We start from the raw sequence: 20,850 nt of genomic DNA, 5'->3' as shown, positions 1-20,850 counted from the left end.
ATAGGGTCGGCGCGTGGGCGAGCAGGAGCACTACTTCACGGCCCGTCCGTCCTCGGCCGCCGAACGCCGGACGATCGAGGTGGACCTGGCGGGCAGGACGGTCGCGGTCCAGACCGCCGGAGGCGTCTTCTCCCCCGACCACGTCGACCTGGGCACCCGCGTGCTGCTGCGCTCGGTGCCGACGCCACCCACCTCCGGCGACCTGCTCGACCTCGGCTGCGGCTGGGGCCCGCTTGCCCTGACGCTGGCGCTGCAGTCTCCCGATGCGCACGTGTGGGCCGTCGACGTCAACGAGCGGGCGCTCGACCTGGTGCGGCGCAACGCGGCGGCGCTCGGCCTGCAGAACGTCACCGCGGTCGCACCGGAGGCCGTGCCGGCCGACGTGCGGTTCGCCACGGTGTGGTCGAACCCACCCGTGCGGGTCGGCAAGGACGAGCTCCACGCACTGCTGCGGCACTGGCTGACGCGCCTGGATCCCGGCGGCGAGGCCTGGCTGGTGGTCGGCCGCCATCTCGGCGCCGACCCGCTGCTGCGGTGGTTGCAGGAGGATCTCGGGCCGGACGTCCGCACGGAGCGGTCCGGCAGCGCCAAGGGTTTCCGGGTGCTCCGCGCGGAGGCGTCCCGGCCGGGCGACGACGTCGTCCGCTGACCCGCCGCAGACCCGTCAGGACGAGGTCAGCGTCGCCAGGTCGACCGTCGCGTCGGCGACCAGCACCGCAGGACCGGCCAGCTCGACGTGCCCGTCGGCCCGGGCCGTGACGCGCAAGGTGCCCCCCGGCACGTGCACCAGCCACTGGTCCGGCGCCCCGTCGCCCGCCCAGGTGCGCACCGCGAGCGCCGCCGCGCACGCCCCCGTGCCACAGGAGGCGGTCTCGCCGACGCCGCGCTCGTAGACGCGCATCCGGAGGACGCCGACCGTCCCGCCGTCCTCGGTGGCCCGCTCCCCGAGGGGTAGCACCAGCTCGGTGTTGGTGCCCTCGGGCGGGAGGGGGCGAACGGTGGGCTCACGGGCCAGGTCCGCACGTTCCAGCTCGTCGGCGTCCGCAACGACGACCACCGTGTGCGGGTTGCCCATGTCCACGCTGAGGGCCGGTCGCGCGACACGCAGCCCGGGGACGTCCACCGTCGCGTCGCCGCCCGCCTGCACGGCCGCGGCGCCACCCGGCAGCGACCACACGCCCATGTCGACCGCGTACCAGCGCTCGTCCGCCACCCCGGCCGGGACGGGCACCTCCCGGACCCGTCGCACGCCGGCACGCGTCCCGAGCACCAGCTCGCCGTCGCGGGGGTCCCAGAGCCCGAGGCTGCGCACCAGCGCCGCGAGCACCCGCACGCCGTTGCCGCACATCTGGGCGACGGAGCCGTCCGCGTTGCGGTAGTCCATGAACCACTCGGCACCCGCGTCCGCCGCCAGCCTCGCCGCATCCTCGACCAACCGGCGGGAGGCGACGAGCCGGATCACGCCGTCGCCGCCGATCCCCGCACGTCGCTCGCACAGCGCCTGCACCAGCGCGGGTGTCAGGTCGAGACTCCCGTCGCGGTCGTCGATCAGCACGAAGTCGTTGCGTGTCCCGTGCCCCTTGGCCACGTGCAGCCGCTGGGCGGCGGGAACGGACGTCATGAGCCCAGACTACGGCGACCGTCGGGGCGCTCCGGCGGAGGTCCGAGCGTGCCGGCGTCAGCCCGCGCGACGACGTCGAGCGCCTGGTCGACCAGGTCGGGCGCCTGCGCGTCGAGCCAGTGCACGCGCGGGTCGCGGCCGAACCAGCCCATCTGCTTGCGCGCCAGCCGACGCGTCGCGGCCACCGTGGACTCGAACGCCTCCTGCTCCGTGAGCGAACCCGCTCGCATCGCGATCACCTGCGCGTAGCCCACCGCACGGGCCGCGGTCCGGCCGAGGCCGCCGCAGACCAGCCGGTCGACCTCCTCGACGAGGCCCTCGTCCCACATCCGTCGCACGCGCGACGCCACGCGGGCGTCGAGGGTCGGGCGGTCGCAGTCCAGACCGATCCGGACGGAGGGCACCTCGTCGACGTGGTCGGGCAGCGCCGCGGAGTAGGGCCGCCCCGTCACCCCGATCACCTCGAGGGCCCGCACGATGCGCCTCGCGTTGCGCGGGCCGATGGCGTCCGCGGCCGTCGGGTCGAGCCGGCGCAGCTCGTCGTGCAGCGCTCGGGAACCCTCTGTCTCGACACGGGCCTCGAGCGCCGCCCGGAGCGCGGGGTCCGTCCCGGGGAACTCCAGGTGGTCCAGCAGGGCCCGGACGTAGAGGCCCGACCCGCCGACGGCGACCGCGCGGCGGCGACGGCCGGCGAGCTCGTCCAGCGTCGCGCGCGCCCACCGCTGGTAGTCCGCCACGGAGGCGTCCTGCGACGGTTCCAGCACGTCGAGAAGGTGGTGCGGCACGCCCTGCCGCTCGTCGACCGGCACCTTCGCCGTGCCGATGTCCATGCCGCGGTACAGCTGCATCGCGTCGGTGTTGACCACCTCGCCACCCAGTGCGAGCGCCAGAGCGATCCCGAGGTCGGACTTCCCGGTGGCCGTCGGTCCGACGACGGCCACGACGAGGGCCGGGCGCGAGACGGACGGCACGCGTCGACCGTACCGGGTGCTGGGTACCCTCGACGCATGGCCTCCTTCGCCGACCGCGCGCGCGACTGGGTCGCCCGCCGGAGCCGTCGTCGGGCACCGGAGCCGGTCGACGGGCCGCCGCTGTCGGACGACGAGCTGCACGACCACGTCGCGGCCCTGCTCGCTCGGGAGCTGGGCGTCGCGGAGGCCGGTGACGAGCTCCCGGTCCCGGTGACACCGGCCCGGATCGCCGCCTGGATGTCCGACAACGGTTTCTCGTACTTCGTCGACAACGACGGTGACCTCGGCGGTCTCTGGCGCGGCCGGCTGTTCTACTTCTTCCTCTTCGGGGAGCAGGCCGAGATCCTGCAGATCCGCGGGCAGTGGCACCGCGAGGTGGCGATCGAGCGCCTCGAGGAGGTGCTCGACCTGTGCAACGAGTGGAACGCCGACCGCATCTGGCCCAAGGCGTACGTCCGGGTCCGCGACAACGGCCGCGTCCACGTGATCAGCGAGGTCGCCGTCGACCTGGAGCACGGTGCGACCGACGCGCAGCTGCACCAGACGCTGTTCTGCGGTCTGTCGACCGGCAGCATGTTCTTCGACGCGCTGGACGAGCGGTACCCCGACCCGGCCGGGGTCGCCCCGTGAGCCGGCCCGGGTGGCTGCAGCGGGCCCTCGGCGGCCTGCCGACCCCCGCCAAGTCCCGGCTGGCCGACGACGAGCCTCCGACGCCGCTGGCCCGGTCACGCGTCGCGGACTACCTGCGCGGCCGCGGCTACAAGTTCGTGGTCGACGAGGACGGCGACCTGACCGGCACCTGGGACGGGAACCGGTTCTGGTTCCTGCTGCTGGGCGAGCACCAGGAGATCCTCCAGGTGCGCGGCCGGTGGCACCGGATGCTCGCCCTGGAGAACCGGCCCGCCGTCGCACTGACGGTCAACGACTGGAACCGCGAGCGGATCTGGCCCAAGGCCTACCTCCGGGAGGAGGAGGGCCAGCTGGCGCTGTACAGCGAGGTCTCGGCCGACCTCGAGCCGGGCGCCACCGACGTCCAGCTCGCCCAGCTGATCGCGTGCGGCCTCGGCACCGGCGTGCAGATGTTCTCCGCGCTCGAGGGGATGCTGCCCGACCCCGGCGCGGCCGCCGAACCGCCGGACGTCCCCGACCACTGACCGGGTCAGAGCCCGCCCAGCACCTGGCCGAGCAGGATCTTGGCGATCATCGCCGCCGGGTAGACCAGGGCGTAGCCGAGCGCCACGCGTGAGTCGCTGTTGGTCCGTGCGTTCGCGAACGCCAGCACGGCCGGCTGCGTCTGGGCACCGCCCATCAGGCCTGACAGCTGGGTGCCGCCGATGCGGAAGACGCGCCGCATCACGACGAACAGCCCGCCGCCGACCAGCGTGGTGACCACCACGCCGAGCACCAGGATCCGCAGCCACTCCCCGGAGGAGAAGGCCCCGCTGATCTGCGAACCGGCACGGGTCCCGGCCTGCGCGAGGAACACGAGCATGCCGAACTCGCCGATCGCCTGCGCGGACGTGTACGGCATCGCGGTCACCAGCGGCCCGATGCGACCGACCCGGCCCAGCACCAGGCCGAGCACCAGGGTCCCGGCCGCGGACCCGATGGAGAAGACCCGGCCCGGCACGGGGAACGCGACGACGCCCAGCAGCACACCGGCGGCCATGCCGAGGCCGAGCACGATCGGGGTGATGTCCGACAGGCCCCGCGACGAGTCCCCGAAGAAGGCAGACACGTCCGTCATCCGGTCCCGCGGCGCGATGACGCGCACGCGGTCGCCCAGCTGGAGCAGGAAGTCGTCGGTGGCCACCATGTCGACGTCGCCGCGGCGGACCCGCGAGGCCGTGGCCCGGAACCGCGCCGCCAGCCCCAGCTCGGCGACCGTCCGTCCCGCGACACGGGCGTTCGACACGGTGATACGCCGGACGTCCAGGTAGTCACGGTCCCCCTCCAGATGGTGCGAGGAGGTGTGCCCCAGCTCGCGGGTGACCGCCTCCACGTCGTCGGCCGGTCCCACCACGGTGACCAGGTCGTCGAGCAGCAGCGTGTCGCGCTCGTCCGCCGTGAGGATGGGTGACTGCTCACCGTGCCGCACCCGCGAGAACTTGATCCGGTCGCCGTGGAGCTCCTCGAGCTCGGCGAGCCGCGGTGACGACTCGATCTCGACCCGCACCGTCCGGCTGATCAGGGCAGCCGGTGCATCGGTGTCCGCGGCGCGGTTGCGCAGCGCGAAGGACACCGCGATCAGCATGCCGACGACGCCGAAGAGGTACGTCACGGCGTAGCCGACCGTCGGCGCCGTCTGGTCGCCGGCCGCCTCGCGGGCCGCGGCAAGGGCGGGCGTGTTGGTCACGGCACCGGCCCACGCACCGGCCACCACGGCCGGCTTCAGGTCGAGCAGCCGGCCCATGCCGACCGCCGCGAGGGCCGCCACGGCGAGGACCCCGACCATCGACAGGATCGGTCCCAGACCGCGCCGGAGCGAGGCGAAGAACGTGGCACCGGAGACGATGCCGACGCTGAACGTGAAGAGCGTCAGCCCGAGGGTGCCGAGCGTCTCGGGCACCTGCAGGTCGAGGCCGCTCGCCGAGCCCCACGCGCTGACCGCGATGGCCAGGAACAGCACCGCCGCGGCGCCCAGGCCCACGCCCTTGACCTTCAGGTGCCCGATCGCCGACCCGAACCCCACGATCACGAACAGCAGCAGGATCGGTTGCGCAGCGAGGAAGGCGAGGACGGAGTGCATAGGGACTCCTGCGGCTGGGTGCGACGTTGCGCCGCCATCACAGCAGCCGCATCCCGCACCCAGCAGGGCCGAAAGACCCCGGGCCTTTCGGCCCGGGACGGCGGGTCAGCGCATCCGTGCGGGGAGGCCCAGCAGCACCGGCCCGGTCGGCGCCGACGACCCGTGCGCGTGGGCGTGCGCGTCGTCGTCCGCGCCCCGTGCGGCCCACGCGTCGCCGGCACGCGTGCGGCGGACCTCGAACGGGCCACCGTCCAGCACCCCGTCCGCGACGAGGTGGTGCGGCGCCGCGTGCGTCACGCGGACGCGGACGAGGTCACCCGGACGCGGCCGGCCCTCGACCGGCAGGTTCGCCGGCACCGCCAGGTGGACGAGGCGGTTGTCCTCCGCACGGCCGGACAGGCGTGCGGTCAGCCCGTCCTTGCGCCCCTCCCCCTCCGCGACCAGCACGTCGACGTCCCGGCCGACCTGCGTCCGGTTCTCCTCCAGGGAGATGCGCTCCTGCAGCTCGACGAGCCGCTCGTAGCGCTCCTGCACGACCGCCTTGGGCACCTGGTCGCCCATGCCCGCCGCCGGCGTGCCGGGACGGGGCGAGTACTGGAAGGTGAACGCCGAGGAGAACCGGGCCTGCTCCACCACCCGCAACGTCGCCTCGAAGTCCTCGTCCGACTCGCCGGGGAAGCCGACGATGACGTCCGTGGTGATCGCCGCGTGCGGGATCGCCTCGCGGACGGCGCTCACGATGCCGAGGAAGCGCTCCGCCCGGTACGACCGCCGCATCGCGCGCAGGACCCGGTCCGAGCCGGACTGCAGCGGCATGTGCAGCTGCGGCATCACGGTCGGGGTCGCCGCCATCGCCTCGATGACGTCCTCGCGGAACGCCGCCGGGTGCGGGGACGTGAACCGCAGCCGCTCGAGGCCCGGCACGGCACCGACCGTGCGCAGCAGCCGGGCGAACGCGCCGCGGTCGCCGAACTCGACCCCGTAGGAGTTGACGTTCTGACCGAGCAGGGTCACTTCGATGGCGCCCTGCTCGACCAGGGCCTCCACCTCCGCGAGGATCTCCCCCGGCCGGCGGTCCCGCTCACGCCCGCGCAGGGACGGGACGATGCAGAACGTGCAGGTGTTGTTGCAGCCGACGCTGATGGAGACCCAGCCGGCGTAGACCGACTCGCGACGGGTCGGCAGCGTGGAGGGGAAGACCTGCAGCGACTCGGCGATCTCGACCTCGGCCCGCTCGTTGTGGCGGGCCCGCTCGAGCAGCACCGGCAGCACGTCGAGGTTGTGCGTGCCGAAGACGACGTCCACCCAGGGGGCTCGTTCGACGATGCCGGCCCGGTCCTTCTGCGCGAGGCAGCCGCCGACCGCGATCTGCATGCCGGGTCGGGCACGCTTGGCCGCTGCCAGCCGGCCGAGGTTGCCGTACAGCCGGTCCGCCGCGTTCTCCCGCACCGCGCAGGTGTTGATCACGACGACGTCGGCGTCCTCCGCGGCGACGGCCTGCGGATCGGCGCGCACGTAGCCCGCGGCCTCCAGCAGGCCGGACATGTGCTCGGAGTCGTGCACGTTCATCTGGCAGCCGAGGGTCTTGACCAGATAGGTGCGTGCGGCCGGCTCGGCCGTCGGGGTCGTGGACATCGCGGACCAGGGTACGACGGGGTCGCGGTCAGCCCGCCGTCGCGCTGGCGCGCAGCTCCCGGACAACCGTCACCTTGACCTCACCCGGGTACGTCAGGTCCTGCTCGATCTGCTTCGCGATCGCGGTCGCCAGGCCGGGCAACGCGGTGTCGTCCACCTCGGACGGTTCGACGACGACGCGCACCTCACGACCCGCAGCCATCGCCAGCGCCCGACGGACGCCCGGATGCGCGGCCACCAGGGCCTCGAGCCGGTCCATCCGCTCGACGTACTGGTCGAGCTCCTCACGACGAGCTCCCGGACGGGCGGCCGAGATGGCGTCCGCCGCCTGCACCAGCACGGCCTCCACCGTGGTCGGCGGCACCTCGTCGTGGTGCGCCGCGACGGCGTTCACCACGGCCTCGCCCTCCCCGCAGCGGCGGACCAGGTCGGCGCCGACGATCGCGTGCGTGCCGGGCACCTCGGCGGTCAGCGCCTTTCCGACGTCGTGCAGCAGCGCGCCGCGACGGGCGACCTCGACGTCGGCGCCGACCTCCGCGGCGATCGCTGCCGCCAGCTGGGCGCACTCGACGAGGTGCTCCAGGACCGTCTGCCCGTACGAGGTGCGAAGCCGCAGGCGCCCCAGCGTGGCCACCAGCTCGGGGTGCAGGCCGCGCACCCCCGCACGCTCGGCGGCCTCACCACCGGCCGCCTCCGAACGTTCGTCGGCGCCCGCGAGCGCCTCGGCGTACGCCGCCTCGATCCGCTGCGGATGGATCCGGCCGTCGGCCATCAGCGCCTCGAGCGTCACCTGCGCCACCTCGCGCCGGCCGGCGTCGAAGCACGACAGGACGACAGCACCCGGTACGTCGTCGACCAGGACGTTCACGCCTGTCAGCGCCTCGAACGAGCGGATGTTGCGCCCTTCCTTGCCGATGATCCGGCCCTTCATGTCGTCCGAGGGCAGCGGCAGCACGGTGATCGCCGCCTGCGAGCTGGTCGGCACCGCCAGCCGCTGGACGGCCGTGGTCACCACTCGTCGTGCCTTCGCCTCGGCGGTGCGGCGAGCACTCGCCTCGGCGCGGCGCACCGCTGCGGCGGCCTCGTGGAGCGCCTCGTCCGTCACGCGGCGCACGATCTCGGCCCGCGCCTCCTCCTCCGTGAGGCCGGACGCCGCCTCGACCTCGGCTCGCGCCTGCTGCTGCGCCTCTGCCAGACGGCGTGCGACGGTGCGTTCCGCATCGGCCATCGTCCTCGCGGCCGCACGCTCGGCCGCGTCCACCGCCCGCGCCGACGTCCGCTCCTCCGCGTCGAGCCGGTCGGCCCGTTCCCTCAGCGCGCGCTGGAGCCCGTCCAGCTCCTCACGGTCACGTCCGACGGCCTCCTCGCGCTCCGAGACGCGGCGTTCACGCCGCTCCGCGTCGGCCAGCTGGGCCCGCGCCTCGTCCTTCATCCGGACGACGTCCTCGCGGGCACCGCGACGGACCGCCTCGGCCTCCCGACGAGCCAGCAGAACCAGCAGGAGCGCCACGAGGCAGGCGCCGAGCAGTCCGACGACCGTGACGATCGAGGGGACGTCCACCCAAGCCTCCCAGCTGGTCCTCCGACGCCGGCACCGGCGGCGCCGGGCACCAGGCGCCGGCCCGGCACTCGGGGCAGTGCCACATTGTCACGCACCGGCGCTGCGCTCGGGCGACGTGCCGACAGGCTGAGCAGGGCGAACCTTCTGGGCGTGCTCGCAGACCACTCGACCGCCGCTCGAGCGCCGCGGGGCTGTTCGCTCCGCGGGGGCCGCCCGGCCCGTCAGACGTCGGTGCCGAACCGGTCCTCGTCGCCATCGGGGTCCGCGCCCTCGTCGGCGAGTGCGTCGCGGACCAGCCTCGCCACGAGCCCGGGCGGGTACCCCTTGCGGCCGAGCGTGCCGTACGTGCGCCGGATGCGCGTCTGGCGATCCAGGCCACGGGTGGCCGCCAGCTTGCGGACGACGAGCGCGCGGGCGGCCGTCTCCTCGTCCTCGTCGCCGACCTCCTCCAGAGCGGTGGCGGCCGTCACCGGGTCGATGCCCTTGCGACGCAGCTCGTTCGCGAGGGCCGTGCGAGACAGCCCGCGCTCGGCGTGCCGCGTGCGCACCAACGAGCCGGCGTACGCGGCGTCGTCCACGAGCCCCACCTCGGTGAAGCGGTCGAGCACGCGGTCCGCGACGGTCACAGGGACGTCCCGCCGCGCCATCGCCTCGGCGAGCTGGGCCCGGCTCCGCGGTGCGGCGGTCAGCAGCCGCAGGGCGATGGCGCGGGCGACCTCCTCGGGGTCCGGCTCCCGGTCCACCGCCGCCGCGCCCGCCTCAGGTGGTTCCGAGGCGGGCCGACGGCGACGTGCGTCCCGCATGCTCAGAAGTCCACCGGCGCGCTCTCGGCCGGGTTGTCCACACGCGCGCCGACGCCGAGCTTCTCCTTGATCTTCTTCTCGATCTCGGCAGCCAGGTCGGGGTTGTCCCGGAGGAAGGACCGGGCGTTCTCCTTGCCCTGACCCAGCTGGTCGCCCTCGTACGTGAACCACGAGCCGGACTTGCGGATGAACCCGTGCTCGACGCCCATGTCGATCAGGCCGCCCTCGCGGGAGATGCCGACGCCGTAGAGGATGTCGAACTCGGCCTGCTTGAACGGCGGCGCCATCTTGTTCTTGACGATCTTCACGCGGGTGCGGTTGCCCACCGCGTCCGAGCCCTCCTTGAGGGTCTCGATCCGGCGGATGTCCATGCGCACCGACGCGTAGAACTTCAGCGCCTTGCCTCCGGTGGTGGTCTCCGGGCTGCCGAAGAACACGCCGATCTTCTCGCGGAGCTGGTTGATGAAGATCGCCGTCGTCCCGGAGGAGTTCAGGGCACCGGTGATCTTCCGGAGGGCCTGGGACATCAGACGGGCCTGGAGGCCGACGTGGCTGTCCCCCATCTCGCCCTCGATCTCGGCCTTGGGCACCAGGGCCGCGACCGAGTCGACCACGACGACGTCGATCGCGCCGGAGCGGATCAGCATGTCCATGATCTCGAGCGCCTGCTCACCAGTGTCCGGCTGCGAGACCAGGAGGGCGTCGGTGTCGACGCCGAGCTTCTTGGCGTACTCCGGGTCCAGCGCGTGCTCGGCGTCGATGAACGCCGCGATGCCACCGGCGCGCTGCGCGTTCGCGACGGCGTGCAGCGCGACCGTCGTCTTCCCGGAGGACTCCGGGCCGTAGATCTCCACCACGCGGCCGCGCGGGAGGCCACCGATCCCGAGCGCCACGTCCAGCGCGATCGAACCGGTGGGGATCACCTCGACGGGGGCACGCCCCTCGTCGCCGAGGCGCATGATCGACCCCTTGCCGAACTGGCGGTCGATCTGGCTGAGGGCGGCCTCGAGGGCCTTCTCACGGTCCTGCGGTGCGGGCATGGGTCCCACCTCGTCGTCTCGAGCAGCGTGCGCTGCGTCTGCGGGGGCTGGTCTTCGTCGTGGGCGACCGTATGTCCGACCACCGACACGGCCGTCGAGACCCCTCACCTCCCGTCGCGGCAGGCGTGCCGGACGGGCTGAGGGCGGTTCGACGGTTGATCGCCCGCAGACAACCTACCCGAACAGGTGTTCGACGACCGGCGACACGCCGGTCACCGAACGGCGTGCATCGAGGCGGTCGCGGCTACCGCGTGCCGACCGTGCGCACGGCCACCTGCTGCCCCGGCTCGAGGACGTGGGCACGGCACCCCGGTGCCTCGCGCTCCACCGCCGAGGCGAACGCCGCGCCCGCCCGGTCCATCCAGCCGGGAGGGAGCCTGCGCGACACGGGGGCGTGCAGCGTGCCCCAGTGCACCGGGACGGCGTGCCGGGCGCCGACGACGGCGCAGACCCGCGCCGCCTGGACCGGGTCCATGTGCCCGCCGGACAACCGCGGGCCCCACCCGCCCACCGGCACCAGCGCGAGGTCGATCGGTCCGCCGGCGAGCTCCGGCAGCCGCGCCATCTCCGGGTACGGCTCCGTGTCACCGGGGAACCAGACGCGCAGCCCCTCGGCGACCAGCACGAACCCGTTGGCGGCGTTCGGACGGTGCGGCATCGGGCGGTCCCCGTGCACGGCAGGCACCGCGCACACCGCCACGCCGGCTCCCGGCGCCGCGCCGCGCGCGTGCGACCCGCGGGGGCCGACGCTCAGCCAGACTCCCTCCGCGAGGCCGAGGGCACCGCGCACCTCGTGGTCGCGCAGCCAGTGCGCGTTGGCCGGCGCCGTGAGCACCGGGACGTCGTCGAGCAGGTGCAGGGAACCGAGCTCGGCATGGTCGTGGTGCAGGTGCGACAGGAGCACGACGTCGGCTCCGGACCACACCGCCGGCGCCGGCGCGGCGCCACGTCGGCGCAGCAGGCCGGCGTGGCGCCGCAGCAGGGGGTCCGTCAGCACGCGCACCCCCGCGACGTCCAGCACCGCGCTGGCGTGCCCGAGCCACGTGATGCGGACGACCCCAGACCCCGGCGGGCTCGTCGAGCGTCCCGACCGCGTCATCGGCGAACCCCTGCGGACCGCGCCCACCTCATGAGATGAGCGTGCACCAGCTCGGCGCCGACCAGCACCCGGCGCCCGGCGACGTCCGTCCGGTCGCTCTCCTCGACCGCCCACTCCACCGGGTGCAGCAGGAACGGCCAGGACTGTGCGCCGCCCAGTCCCCCGTGCGAGCCGACCTGACCCTCGAACGCGTGCACGTGACCGGAGGGGGTCACCGCCGAGACGACCATCAGGTCGCCGGTGCACGGCAGCCGTCCGGCCCTGGCCAGGTCCTCGGCGGCACGCGGTCCGAGGCCGAGCACCGGGTCCGTGCCGTCGACCAGGGCCGACGAGCCGGCCCGCACGGGCTCGAGCAGCCGGACGCCCGCCTCCCCGACCGCCACCAGCCCGCGGTCGCGGGTGTCCACCACCACGACGCCGACACCAGGGCGGCCGGCCAGACCGGCGACGAGGCCCGGGTGGAGCTCCTGCAGGTCCTCGAGCGTCAGCCGGGCACCGTGCCGCGGGAACCAGACCAGGCCGAGGTTCCCCGACCCGGTGACGACGACCTCGGGCGGACCGGCGCTCGACGCCGACGTGACCGCCTGCCGGTCGGGCCCCGCGACGGCACCGCCCCGACGCGGCGGCCCGACCAGGCGCGTCAGCAGCATCGTCAGCGGCCCGAAGTCCTCGCCGCCGGCGCTCGTCACACCGGGTGCGTCGGGCTCCGCCATCAGCTCGCGCACCGTGTCGAGCAGCGACCGTCCCTCGACCTGCTCGTACGTCGCGCCGAGCGACTGGCCGTGGTCCGACAGGACCACGACGCCGTACCGCCGCGGCGCCCACGCCAGCACGCGCTCGAGCGTGCCGAGCACGCCGTCCAGCCCCTCCAGGGCGCGCAACGCCTCGGGCCTGGTCGGGCCAGCGTGGTGCGCCACCTCGTCGTAGTCGACCAGGTCCACGAAGACGGTCGGTGCGCCGCGGGCGAGGGTCTCGGCGACGATCGAGGTGATCAGGTCCCGCAGCAGCACGTTGGTCAGCGCGCGCAGCGGGACGTACCAGCCGCCGCGGGACACCCGGGGAACGACGCCGTGCTCGCGCTGGCGGCGCGCCTGGTAGAGCTCCTTCGCCATCTCGCCGAGCGTGACGGTCAGCGCTCTGACCAGCACGAACGGTGAGGTGAAGAACCGCAGGTAGCCCTGACCGGGCCCCAGGCCGCGCCGTCGACCGGTCCGGCTCATCACCAGGAAGCCCGTCGGGGCGCCGCCGGAGAACATCGTCGAGATCGCGACGCCCCCATCCGCCAGCAGGCCGTCGCGCCCGTCCAGCCCGGCCTCGATGGCCGCGGCGTCCGCGGGATGGTTGGCGACGACGAGCCGGCCGAGTTCCCGGTCCCACCACCGGAACGCCGGGATCGTGCTCGAGTCCCCGTGCAGCAGGCCGGCCTGGCTGGCCGGGGTGGTCGCCGGCAGCCGCGCCCACCACGGCTCGAGCCGGTGCGAGCCGTCGACGACCCACCGCTGCATCGTCGGTGCGAGGCCCGCCTCCATCGCCTGCTCCAGCACCGGGGCGGCGACGCCGTCCAGCTGGACGACGAGCAGACCGGCGGGCCGGTCGGGGTCGTCCGCGGGACGACCCGCCGCCGACGCGGCGCGACGGGCACGGCGCACCACCCCGTCGACCACGTAGCCGTTGCCCGGTCCGGCCCACAGCCACCGCCCGGCGGCCATCACGAGCCCGGTGAGCACCAGCACCTGCGCGACGGACCATCCCGACTCGACGTGCATGCCCGGCACGTACGCGAGCGCGGCCCACGCCACGGCCAGCTGAGCGGCGATCCCGGAGAGCAGCGCGGCGCCGGCACCGCCGAACCTGGCCACCGGTCGCAGCAGCGGTGCGACGACGAGGGCACCCACGGCGACCGCCACCGCGGTCAGCAGCACCGCGAGGGGCGAGGAGGTCCGCACGCCGGAGACGACGGCGATCGCGGCCGCGAGCCCGACCGTCGTGGTGGCCAGGGACACACCGGCGTCCGCGACGTCGGCCGGGGTGGGCCACCAGGCCGGTCGGCGACGGCCGGCCGGGTTCACCCGCGTGCGCGGCGCGGCGGGGCGGGGCGGCGCCGGTCCGACCCCCAGCGGCGCGACTCGGGCACGTCGAGCTCGTCGCACAGGGCGTGCCAGACCTCACGTGGCTCCACGCCCTCGTCCAGCGCCTGGGCGCCCGTCCGGTCACCGAGCTCGCCGAGTCGCAGGTCACTGACCAGCACCCGGCCGTGGGCGCGGCCCAGCACCTCGTCGACAAGGTCCCAGAACTCGCGGTACCGCACGGCCTCAGCCTGCCACCCGCCGGGCGCACGTGTCGGCGGGCCCCGCCATGATGGGCGCGTGGTGCTGGACCGCTTCTCCGAGCCGACCCGTGCGTGGTTCACGGGCGCGTTCGCCGAGCCCACCCCGGCGCAGCTCGGTGCCTGGGACGCCGTCTCGGGCGGTCAGCACGCGCTCGTCGTCGCCCCGACCGGTTCCGGCAAGACGCTGGCGGCGTTCCTGTGGGCGCTCGACGGCCTGCTGACCGCCGACCCGCCGGAGGACCCCGTCGAGCGGTGCCGGGTGCTGTACGTCTCGCCGCTGAAGGCCCTCGCGGCGGACGTCGAGCGGAACCTGCGGTCACCGCTCGTGGGCATCCGTCAGGCGGCGACGCGGCTCGGTCGCGTCCTGCCGGAGGTCGCGGTCGGCACTCGCACCGGGGACACGCCGCCGGAGGAGCGGCGCTCGTTCGCCCGGCGGCCGCCGGACATCCTCATCACCACGCCGGAGTCCCTGTACCTGATCCTGACCTCGGCCGCGCGGGCCGGGCTCGCCGGCGTGCGGACGGTCATCGTGGACGAGATCCACGCGGTGGCAGGGACGAAGCGCGGCGCACACCTCGCGCTGTCCCTGGAGCGGCTCGACGGGCTGCTCGACCGGCCCGGCGGCCCCGGCCCTGCTCAGCGGGTCGGTCTGTCCGCCACCGTCCGCCCCGTCGAGGCGGTCTCGGCGTTCCTCGCCGGGGCGCGGTCGCTCGACGACGGCGGGCGTCGGGTGGTGACCGTGCAGCCGCCGTCGGTCAAGCGCATCGAGGTCGACGTCGTGGTGCCGGTCCCCGACCTCGCGGAGCTCGCGGCGGCACCAGTGCGCGACACCGGGCCCGCGAGCGGCTCGGGCGGGCTCCGGGACGAGCTCGGGAGTGAGCTGGTGGGCAACCGCTTCGGTGGCGACCCGGTGCCGCGCGCGTCGATCTGGCCGCACGTGGAGGAGCGTGTGGTGGACCTGGTCGCGGCGCACCGGTCCACGCTGGTGTTCACCAACTCGCGCCGCGGCGCCGAGCGGCTGACGGCCCGCATCAACGAGGTGTGGGCGGAGCGCGAAGGTGTGCCGGTCGGCGCGCCCGGTGCGCTGCAGCCGGCCTCGGTGCCTGGTCAGTCGGGGACCTCCGCGGGGGTGGACACGCGCGACGCCACGACGATCCTGGCGCGGGCGCACCACGGATCGATGAGCCGTGCCGAGCGGACCCGGACGGAGTCGGAGCTCAAGGCCGGTGTGCTGCCGGCGGTGGTGGCGACCAGCTCGCTGGAGCTCGGCATCGACATGGGCGCCGTCGACCTGGTGGTGCAGGTCGGCGCGCCGCCGTCGGTGGCCAGCGGGCTGCAGCGCGTCGGCCGTGCGGGCCACCAGGTGGGGGCCGTGTCGCACGGCGTCGTGTTCCCCACCTTCCGGGGCGAGCTGGTGCCGGCGGCGGTGACCGCGGAGCGGATGCGGTCGGGCCAGCTCGAGGCGTTGTCCGTACCGGCCAACCCCCTGGACGTGCTCGCGCAGCAGGTCGTGGCGATGGTCGCCGTCGAGGACTGGCCGGTGGACGAGCTCGCCCGGGTGGTCCGCCGGTCGGCGCCGTTCGCCGGGCTCGGCGACGCGACGCTGCGGGCGGTGCTCGACATGCTGGCCGGTCGCTACCCGAGCGAGGAGTTCGCCGAGCTGCGGCCACGTCTGGTGTGGGACCGCGTCCGCGACGTGCTGACGGCGCGACCAGGCGCGCTGCGGCTCGCGGTCACCAGCGGCGGCACGATCCCCGACCGTGGGCTGTTCGGCGTGTTCCTGGCCGACGGCTCGACGAGCGCCGAGGTGCCCGTCGACGCCGAGCGCACCGGCGGTCGGCTGCGCGGCGGCAAGCGCGTCGGAGAGCTGGACGAGGAGATGGTGTACGAGTCGCGTGTCGGCGACACGTTCACCCTGGGGTCCAGCACGTGGCGGATCGAGGACATCACGCCGGACCGGGTCGTCGTGACGCCGGCGCCAGGGCTGCCCGGCAGGCTGCCGTTCTGGAAGGGCGACTCCCCCGGCAGGCCGGCCGAGCTCGGGCGAGCCATGGGGGCGTGGGTCCGCGAGGTGCTGGGGCTCCCGGCGTCGGGTGCGCGGGCTCGCGTCGAGGGCGCCGGCCTCGATCCCTGGGCGGCGGACAACCTCGTGGCCTACCTGCACGAGCAGCGCGAGGCGACGGGCGAGGTGCCGAGCGACACCGTGCTGGTGCTCGAGCGGTTCCGCGACGAGCTCGGCGACTGGCGCATCGTGCTCCACTCGCCCTACGGCGCACGCGTGCACGCGCCCTGGGCGGTCGTGCTCGGAGCCCGCCTGCGCGAGCGGTACGGCGTCGACGCGGCCGTGATGCATGCCGACGACGGCATCGTGCTGCGGCTCCCGGACCTCGTCGACATCGGCCTGGACGACCCGGTCGACCGACCGGTCGGCGACGCACCCGCCATCGGGCTGGACGACCTGCTCCTGGAGCCCGACGAGGTGGTCGATTCCGTGCGTGCGGAGCTGGGTGGCTCCGCGCTGTTCGGCGCCCGGTTCCGGGAGGCTGCCGGCCGCGCGCTGCTGCTGCCGCGCCGGCGGCCGGACCGACGGCAGCCGCTGTGGCAGCAGCGGCACCGCGCGGCGCAGCTGCTGTCCGTCGCGGCGCAGTACCCCGACTTCCCGATCCTGCTCGAGGCGGTGCGCGAGTGCCTCCAGGACGACTTCGACACCACGGCGCTCGCCGACCTCATGCGCGACGTCCAGGCCGGACGCGTCCGCGTCCTCGAGGTGACCACGCCGCACCCGTCACCCTTCGCCCAGTCGCTGATGTTCGGGTACACGGCCCAGTTCCTGTACGACGGAGACGCACCGCTCGCCGAGCGCCGGGCAGCGGCGCTCACCCTGGACCCGACCCTGCTGGCCGAGCTTCTGGGCTCCGGCGGACAGTCGCAGCTCGCCGACCTGCTGGACCCGGAGGCGGTCGAGCGGACCGAGGCCGAGCTGGGCGCCCTGGCGCCGGAGCGTCAGGCCACGACCCTCGAGCAGCTCGCCGACGTGCTGCGCCGCCTGGGCCCGTTGCCGCTCGACGAGGTCCGGGCCCGCATCCAGCCGGAGCTCCGCGAGCAGGCCACCGACTGGCTCGGCGAGCTCGAGAGGGCACGGCGGGTGATCCGCGTGCGCATCGGCGGCCTGCCGGCCGACCGCGCGGAGCAGTGGGCCGCCGTCGAGGACGCGGGGCGGCTGCGCGACGCACTCGGCGTCGCCCTGCCCGTCGGTGTGCCCGAGGTGTTCACCGAGGTGCTGCCGGACCCGCTCGGCGACCTGCTGCGCCGGCACGCGCGGACCCATGGCCCGTTCCCCGCGGCGCAGGCCGCGACGCGCTTCGGTCTGGGAGTCGCCGTGGTGACCGAGGCGCTGCGTCGGCTCGAGGGTCGAGGCGTGCTGGTGCAGGGCCGGCTGCGACCGGAGGTGCTGGGCGGTACGGGCGACGAGTTCTGCGACGCCGAGGTGCTGCGGACGTTGCGGCGCCGCTCGCTCGCCTCGCTCCGCGCCGCGGTCGAGCCGGTCCCCCCGCAGGCGCTCGGCGTGTTCCTGCCGCGGTGGCAGGGGGTGCTGCCGGCGGCAGGAGGCTCGCGGAGCTCGGCGAGCGGTGCGCTGCAGGGCGTCGACGGCGTCGCGCGGGCCGTGGAGCAGCTCGCGGGCGCCGTGGTGCCGGCGTCGGCACTGGAGACGTGGGTGCTGCCCGCCCGCGTCCGGGACTACCGACCTGCGATGCTCGACGAGCTGCTCGCCGCCGGTGAGGTCGTGTGGGCGGGGCACGGAGCGCTGGCGGGGCACGACGGGCTCGTGTCCCTGCACCCCGCCGCGGTCGCGGACCTGACGCTGCCCGCGCTGCCGGACGGGTCCGCCGGCCCGACGGACGCGACTGCGGTCAGCCTGCGACGTCATGTGCTGGACGCGCTCAGCGGTGGTGGTGCGTGGTTCCTCGGTGCGATCGCGCAGCGCGTCCGCACCGCCGTGGCGGACGACGACGCCTGGTCCGGCGACGCCGTCCCGTCCCAGGCGCAGGTCGCCGACGCGCTGTGGGACCTGGTGTGGTCAGGACGGGTGACCAACGACAGCCTGGCGCCGTTGCGGGCCTGGCTGGGCACCGGCAGCACGGCTCATCGCGTGCGGGCTGCGACGCCGCGAGGGCGGGCGCTGCGACCGCGGCTGGGTCTGCGTGCGGCCGCCCGGCTGGGGTCGACCGCGGGTGCATGGGCCGGTGGGGACGACGGCGCGGGTGCCGCCGTCGGGCCGCACGCAGGTGGCCGGTGGTCGCTCCTGCCGCCTCGCGAGACGGATCCGACCCTGCGCGCGCACGCGCTCGCCGCCCAGCTGCTCGACCGTCACGGCGTCCTGACCAGGGCTGTCGCCGCCTCCGAGGGCCTGAGCGGGCAGTTCGGGGACGTCTACCGGGTGCTGGGCGCGTTCGAGCAGGGTGGGCAGGTGCGCCGCGGGTACTTCGTCGAGCATCTCGGGGGCTCCCAGTTCGCGCTGCCGGGAGCGGTGGACCGGCTCCGGACCGATGCGCAGGTCGTCGACCAGGCTGCCGAGCGGGCCCGCCGACGTGACGAGGGCGACGCGGTCGCGGGCCCCGCTCTCCCCTGGCAGCTCGCCGGCGGCGGACGCGACACGGTGGACGGCGGCGAACCGCCGGTCGTCGTCGTCCTGGCCGCGACCGATCCGGCGAACCCGTACGGTGCGGCGCTGGGCTGGCCCGAGGGTCCGTCGCGGCCCACCGAGGAGGGCAGTGGTCGGCACCGCCCCGGGCGGAAGGCCGGGGCGCTCGTCGTCCTCGTGGATGGCGCCCTGACGCTCTACGTCGAGCGCGGGGGCCGAACCACGCTGACGTTCACGCAGGACGCGGTCGTGCTCGGCACCGCGGCGGCCGCGCTCGCCGAGGCAGCGCGGTCCGGACGCACCGGCCGCTTGACCATCGGCCGGGTCGACGGCGTCGAGGTGCTCGGAGGAGCGCTGCACAGCCCGTTGGGCAACGCGCTGGTGGGCGCCGGCTTCACCCCGACGCCCCGTGGCCTGCGGCTCCGGGCCGACTCATGATCTGCGGGCGTCGCGGTGCCCGAGGGTGACGTGCTGCGGCGGACGGCCGCCTTGCTCGACCGCGCGCTGGCCGGCCACGTCCTCGTCCGCACGGAGCTGCGCTGGCCCGGCGTCGGCGGCCTCGACCTGACCGGGCGGACCGTCCTCGGCACCGTCGCCTACGGCAAGCACCTGCTCACCCGTCTCGACGACGGCACCACGGTGCACACGCACCTGCGCATGGACGGTTCGTGGCGGGTGTGGCCCACCGGGTCGAGCCGCGCCGCCGGGCGCTCCCCCGACGTCCGCGCGGTTCTGGGCGCGGAGCACACCACGGCGGTCGGCTACCTGCTGGGGATGCTCGACGTCCTCCGCACCCGTGACGAGCAGGCGGTGGTCGGCCACCTCGGACCGGACATCCTCGCGGACAGGGTCGACGCCCCGGAGCTGCTGCGCCGGTGGAGCGCCGCGGGCGACCGTCCTGCCGCAGAGGTGCTGCTCGACCAGCGCGTGGTGGCCGGGATCGGCACGATCTTCATGGCCGAGTCGCTGTTCGCCGACCGCGTGTGGCCCTGGACGCCCGCCGACGAGGTGCCCGACCCGGGACACCTGCTCGCGGTGGCACGTCGGCTGATGCAGCGGTCGGTCGCAGCGGGACGGCCGGACGAGCGTGTGCACGGGCGCGCAGGCAGACCGTGCACCCGTTGCGGAGGTCCCGTCGCGGTGGGCACCGCCGGGGAACCACCGGTGCAGCGGGTGGTCTTCTGGTGCCCGCGCTGCCAGTCGCAGCCGGCAGCGGCCGGTTGAGGCCTGCAGGCGCGACGGAGGGCCGCGACCCTCGGGTGCACGGCCCTCCGCACGTCACAGGCTGGGCAGCTCAGCCGACGGGCGCCAGCTCTCCACGCGACGACTCCCAGGTCCGCCCGTCCCAGGAACGGCCGGCGACGGCAGCCGCCAGGTCCACCGGGACGGTGTCCGGGATCAGCAGGCCCTCGGCGACGGCGATCCGGTCGCTGACCTCGCGCAGCACCAGCGACATCGGCACGTCCAGCGCGTCGCAGATGCTCGACAGCAGCTCCGACGACGCTTCCTTCTGCCCCCGCTCGACCTCGCTGAGGTAGCCGAGCGACACCCGAGCAGCGGACGACACCTCACGCAGGGTGCGGCCCTGGCGCTGCCGTGCGTCCCGCAGCACGTCGCCGATCTCACGACGAAGAACGACCATCCGGGCTCCCCCCTTCGCATCACGCTGCTTGTGCTGCGAAGGGCTCCCCGTGAACGGGCCAACCCCCACGGCACCCGGCCGAACCTCGGCCGGAAGGCTTCCACCGTACCTTGCGGCACCCGCATGTGCGCCGCGGCGTCCGAGCGGACGATCCATCATCACGGTCGCTGCAACGCCGTCGGTACCCGGCGTGTTCCCTCACGACGGCGCCGGCACTGGCACTGGCACTGGCACCGACGGCACGACGGGAACAGGGCAACCGTCAGGCGGCAGGCCCGGCCGCCTCCTCCAGCGCGAGGCGCAGCACCGCGTCGACCGCGCCGAGCCGCACCTGCGCCCGGTCGCCGCTCAGCCGCAGCGACCGGACCCGCGCGCCCGCCGCCGTCGCGACGGCGACGTGGACCGTCCCCGGCGGGAAGCCGTCCTGACCGTCCGGCCCCGCGACGCCCGTGGTGGCGAGGCCGAGATCGGCACCGAGCCGCTCGCGCACGCCGTGCGCCATCGCACGGGCGACGTCCGGGTCCACGGCACCACGCTGCGCCAGCAGCTCGCGGTCGACGCCGAGCAGAGTCGCCTTCAGATCGGTTGCGTAGGCCACCACGCCGCCTCGGAGCACCGCCGAGGCCCCCGGCACATCGACGAGCGCGGAGCACACCGCACCGCCCGTGAGCGACTCCGCCACGGCGACCGTCCACCCGCGACGACCGGCGGCCGCGAGCAGCTCGCGCGCCACCGCGACCAGGTCGTCGTCCGTCATG

At 74.9% G+C, this 20,850-nt stretch carries 17 protein-coding genes; 5 read left to right on the top strand and 12 right to left on the bottom strand.

All coding sequences use genetic code 11. The features are described from left to right. Positions 1-13 precede the first annotated feature (13 nt). Positions 14-649 carry a class I SAM-dependent methyltransferase gene (locus ACFQTY_RS07470; protein ID WP_378098931.1) on the top strand — a complete coding sequence of 212 codons (636 nt, stop codon included), beginning with the start codon at positions 14-16 and terminating at the stop codon, positions 647-649. A 15-nt stretch (positions 650-664) separates the two neighbouring features. Here ACFQTY_RS07470 and dapF read toward each other — a convergent pair whose 3' ends face one another. After that, positions 665-1,621 (bottom strand): diaminopimelate epimerase, encoded by a 957-nt coding sequence (gene dapF, locus ACFQTY_RS07465; RefSeq protein ID WP_378098929.1) that lies wholly within the window; start codon positions 1,619-1,621, stop codon positions 665-667. Then, positions 1,618-2,592 (bottom strand): tRNA (adenosine(37)-N6)-dimethylallyltransferase MiaA, encoded by a 975-nt coding sequence (gene miaA / locus ACFQTY_RS07460; protein ID WP_378098927.1) that lies wholly within the window; start codon positions 2,590-2,592, stop codon positions 1,618-1,620. Before miaA ends, dapF begins: the two co-directional genes overlap by 4 nt. 36 nt (positions 2,593-2,628) lie before the next feature. Between miaA and ACFQTY_RS07455 the strand changes: the two genes are divergently transcribed. Continuing rightward, positions 2,629-3,222 carry a YbjN domain-containing protein gene (locus ACFQTY_RS07455; protein WP_378098925.1) on the top strand — a complete coding sequence of 198 codons (594 nt, stop codon included), beginning with the start codon at positions 2,629-2,631 and terminating at the stop codon, positions 3,220-3,222. Further along, entirely contained in the window at positions 3,219-3,746 is a 528-nt protein-coding gene (locus ACFQTY_RS07450) for a YbjN domain-containing protein (protein WP_263732340.1), read from the top strand. The genes ACFQTY_RS07455 and ACFQTY_RS07450 overlap by 4 nt, the downstream gene beginning before the upstream one ends. A 5-nt stretch (positions 3,747-3,751) precedes the next feature. Here the strand turns inward: ACFQTY_RS07450 and ACFQTY_RS07445 are convergent, their stop codons facing one another. The 8 genes from ACFQTY_RS07445 to ACFQTY_RS07410 form a co-directional block, all read right to left on the bottom strand. Further along, entirely contained in the window at positions 3,752-5,341 is a 1,590-nt protein-coding gene (locus tag ACFQTY_RS07445; RefSeq protein ID WP_378098922.1) for an aspartate:alanine exchanger family transporter, read from the bottom strand. A gap of 105 nt (positions 5,342-5,446) precedes the next feature. Continuing rightward, positions 5,447-6,976 carry a tRNA (N6-isopentenyl adenosine(37)-C2)-methylthiotransferase MiaB gene (miaB, locus tag ACFQTY_RS07440; RefSeq protein WP_378098920.1) on the bottom strand — a complete coding sequence of 510 codons (1,530 nt, stop codon included), beginning with the start codon at positions 6,974-6,976 and terminating at the stop codon, positions 5,447-5,449. Positions 6,977-7,004: 28 nt separating this feature from the next. Then, entirely contained in the window at positions 7,005-8,537 is a 1,533-nt protein-coding gene (rny, locus tag ACFQTY_RS07435; RefSeq protein WP_378098918.1) for a ribonuclease Y, read from the bottom strand. A gap of 221 nt (positions 8,538-8,758) precedes the next feature. Continuing rightward, on the bottom strand, positions 8,759-9,340 hold the full coding sequence (locus ACFQTY_RS07430; protein ID WP_378098916.1) for a regulatory protein RecX: 582 nt from the start codon (positions 9,338-9,340) through the stop codon (positions 8,759-8,761). Between the two features lie 2 nt (positions 9,341-9,342). After that, positions 9,343-10,380, bottom strand: a complete 1,038-nt coding sequence (recA, locus tag ACFQTY_RS07425) for a recombinase RecA (RefSeq protein WP_291758630.1) — start codon at positions 10,378-10,380, stop codon at positions 9,343-9,345. 244 nt (positions 10,381-10,624) lie between these two features. Then, positions 10,625-11,479, bottom strand: coding sequence for an MBL fold metallo-hydrolase (locus tag ACFQTY_RS07420; RefSeq protein WP_378098914.1), 855 nt, complete (start codon positions 11,477-11,479; stop codon positions 10,625-10,627). Next, positions 11,476-13,482 carry an alkaline phosphatase family protein gene (locus ACFQTY_RS07415; protein ID WP_378098912.1) on the bottom strand — a complete coding sequence of 669 codons (2,007 nt, stop codon included), beginning with the start codon at positions 13,480-13,482 and terminating at the stop codon, positions 11,476-11,478. The genes ACFQTY_RS07420 and ACFQTY_RS07415 overlap by 4 nt, the downstream gene beginning before the upstream one ends. A 62-nt stretch (positions 13,483-13,544) precedes the next feature. After that, positions 13,545-13,787 carry a DUF3046 domain-containing protein gene (locus tag ACFQTY_RS07410; RefSeq protein ID WP_378098910.1) on the bottom strand — a complete coding sequence of 81 codons (243 nt, stop codon included), beginning with the start codon at positions 13,785-13,787 and terminating at the stop codon, positions 13,545-13,547. A gap of 58 nt (positions 13,788-13,845) precedes the next feature. On the opposite strand from ACFQTY_RS07410, the gene ACFQTY_RS07405 reads away from it, so the two are divergent. Continuing rightward, positions 13,846-18,888 carry an ATP-dependent helicase gene (locus ACFQTY_RS07405; protein WP_378098908.1) on the top strand — a complete coding sequence of 1,681 codons (5,043 nt, stop codon included), beginning with the start codon at positions 13,846-13,848 and terminating at the stop codon, positions 18,886-18,888. A gap of 15 nt (positions 18,889-18,903) precedes the next feature. Continuing rightward, positions 18,904-19,674, top strand: a complete 771-nt coding sequence (locus ACFQTY_RS07400; protein WP_378098906.1) for a DNA-formamidopyrimidine glycosylase family protein — start codon at positions 18,904-18,906, stop codon at positions 19,672-19,674. A 70-nt stretch (positions 19,675-19,744) separates the two neighbouring features. Here the strand turns inward: ACFQTY_RS07400 and ACFQTY_RS07395 are convergent, their stop codons facing one another. Both ACFQTY_RS07395 and ACFQTY_RS07390 read right to left on the bottom strand, forming a co-directional pair. Further along, positions 19,745-20,092 carry a helix-turn-helix domain-containing protein gene (locus tag ACFQTY_RS07395; RefSeq protein ID WP_378098904.1) on the bottom strand — a complete coding sequence of 116 codons (348 nt, stop codon included), beginning with the start codon at positions 20,090-20,092 and terminating at the stop codon, positions 19,745-19,747. Between the two features lie 262 nt (positions 20,093-20,354). Further along, the gene (locus ACFQTY_RS07390; protein WP_378098902.1) at positions 20,355-20,849 is read right to left on the bottom strand and encodes a CinA family protein; all 495 of its coding nucleotides are present in this window, start codon (positions 20,847-20,849) and stop codon (positions 20,355-20,357) included. Position 20,850 lies beyond the last annotated feature (1 nt).

Origin of the sequence: Cellulomonas sp. T2.31MG-18 (assembly GCF_964266755.1) — a bacterium.
Lineage (GTDB): Bacteria > Actinomycetota > Actinomycetes > Actinomycetales > Cellulomonadaceae > Cellulomonas.
This window is presented reverse-complemented; position numbering and strand designations above follow the sequence as displayed.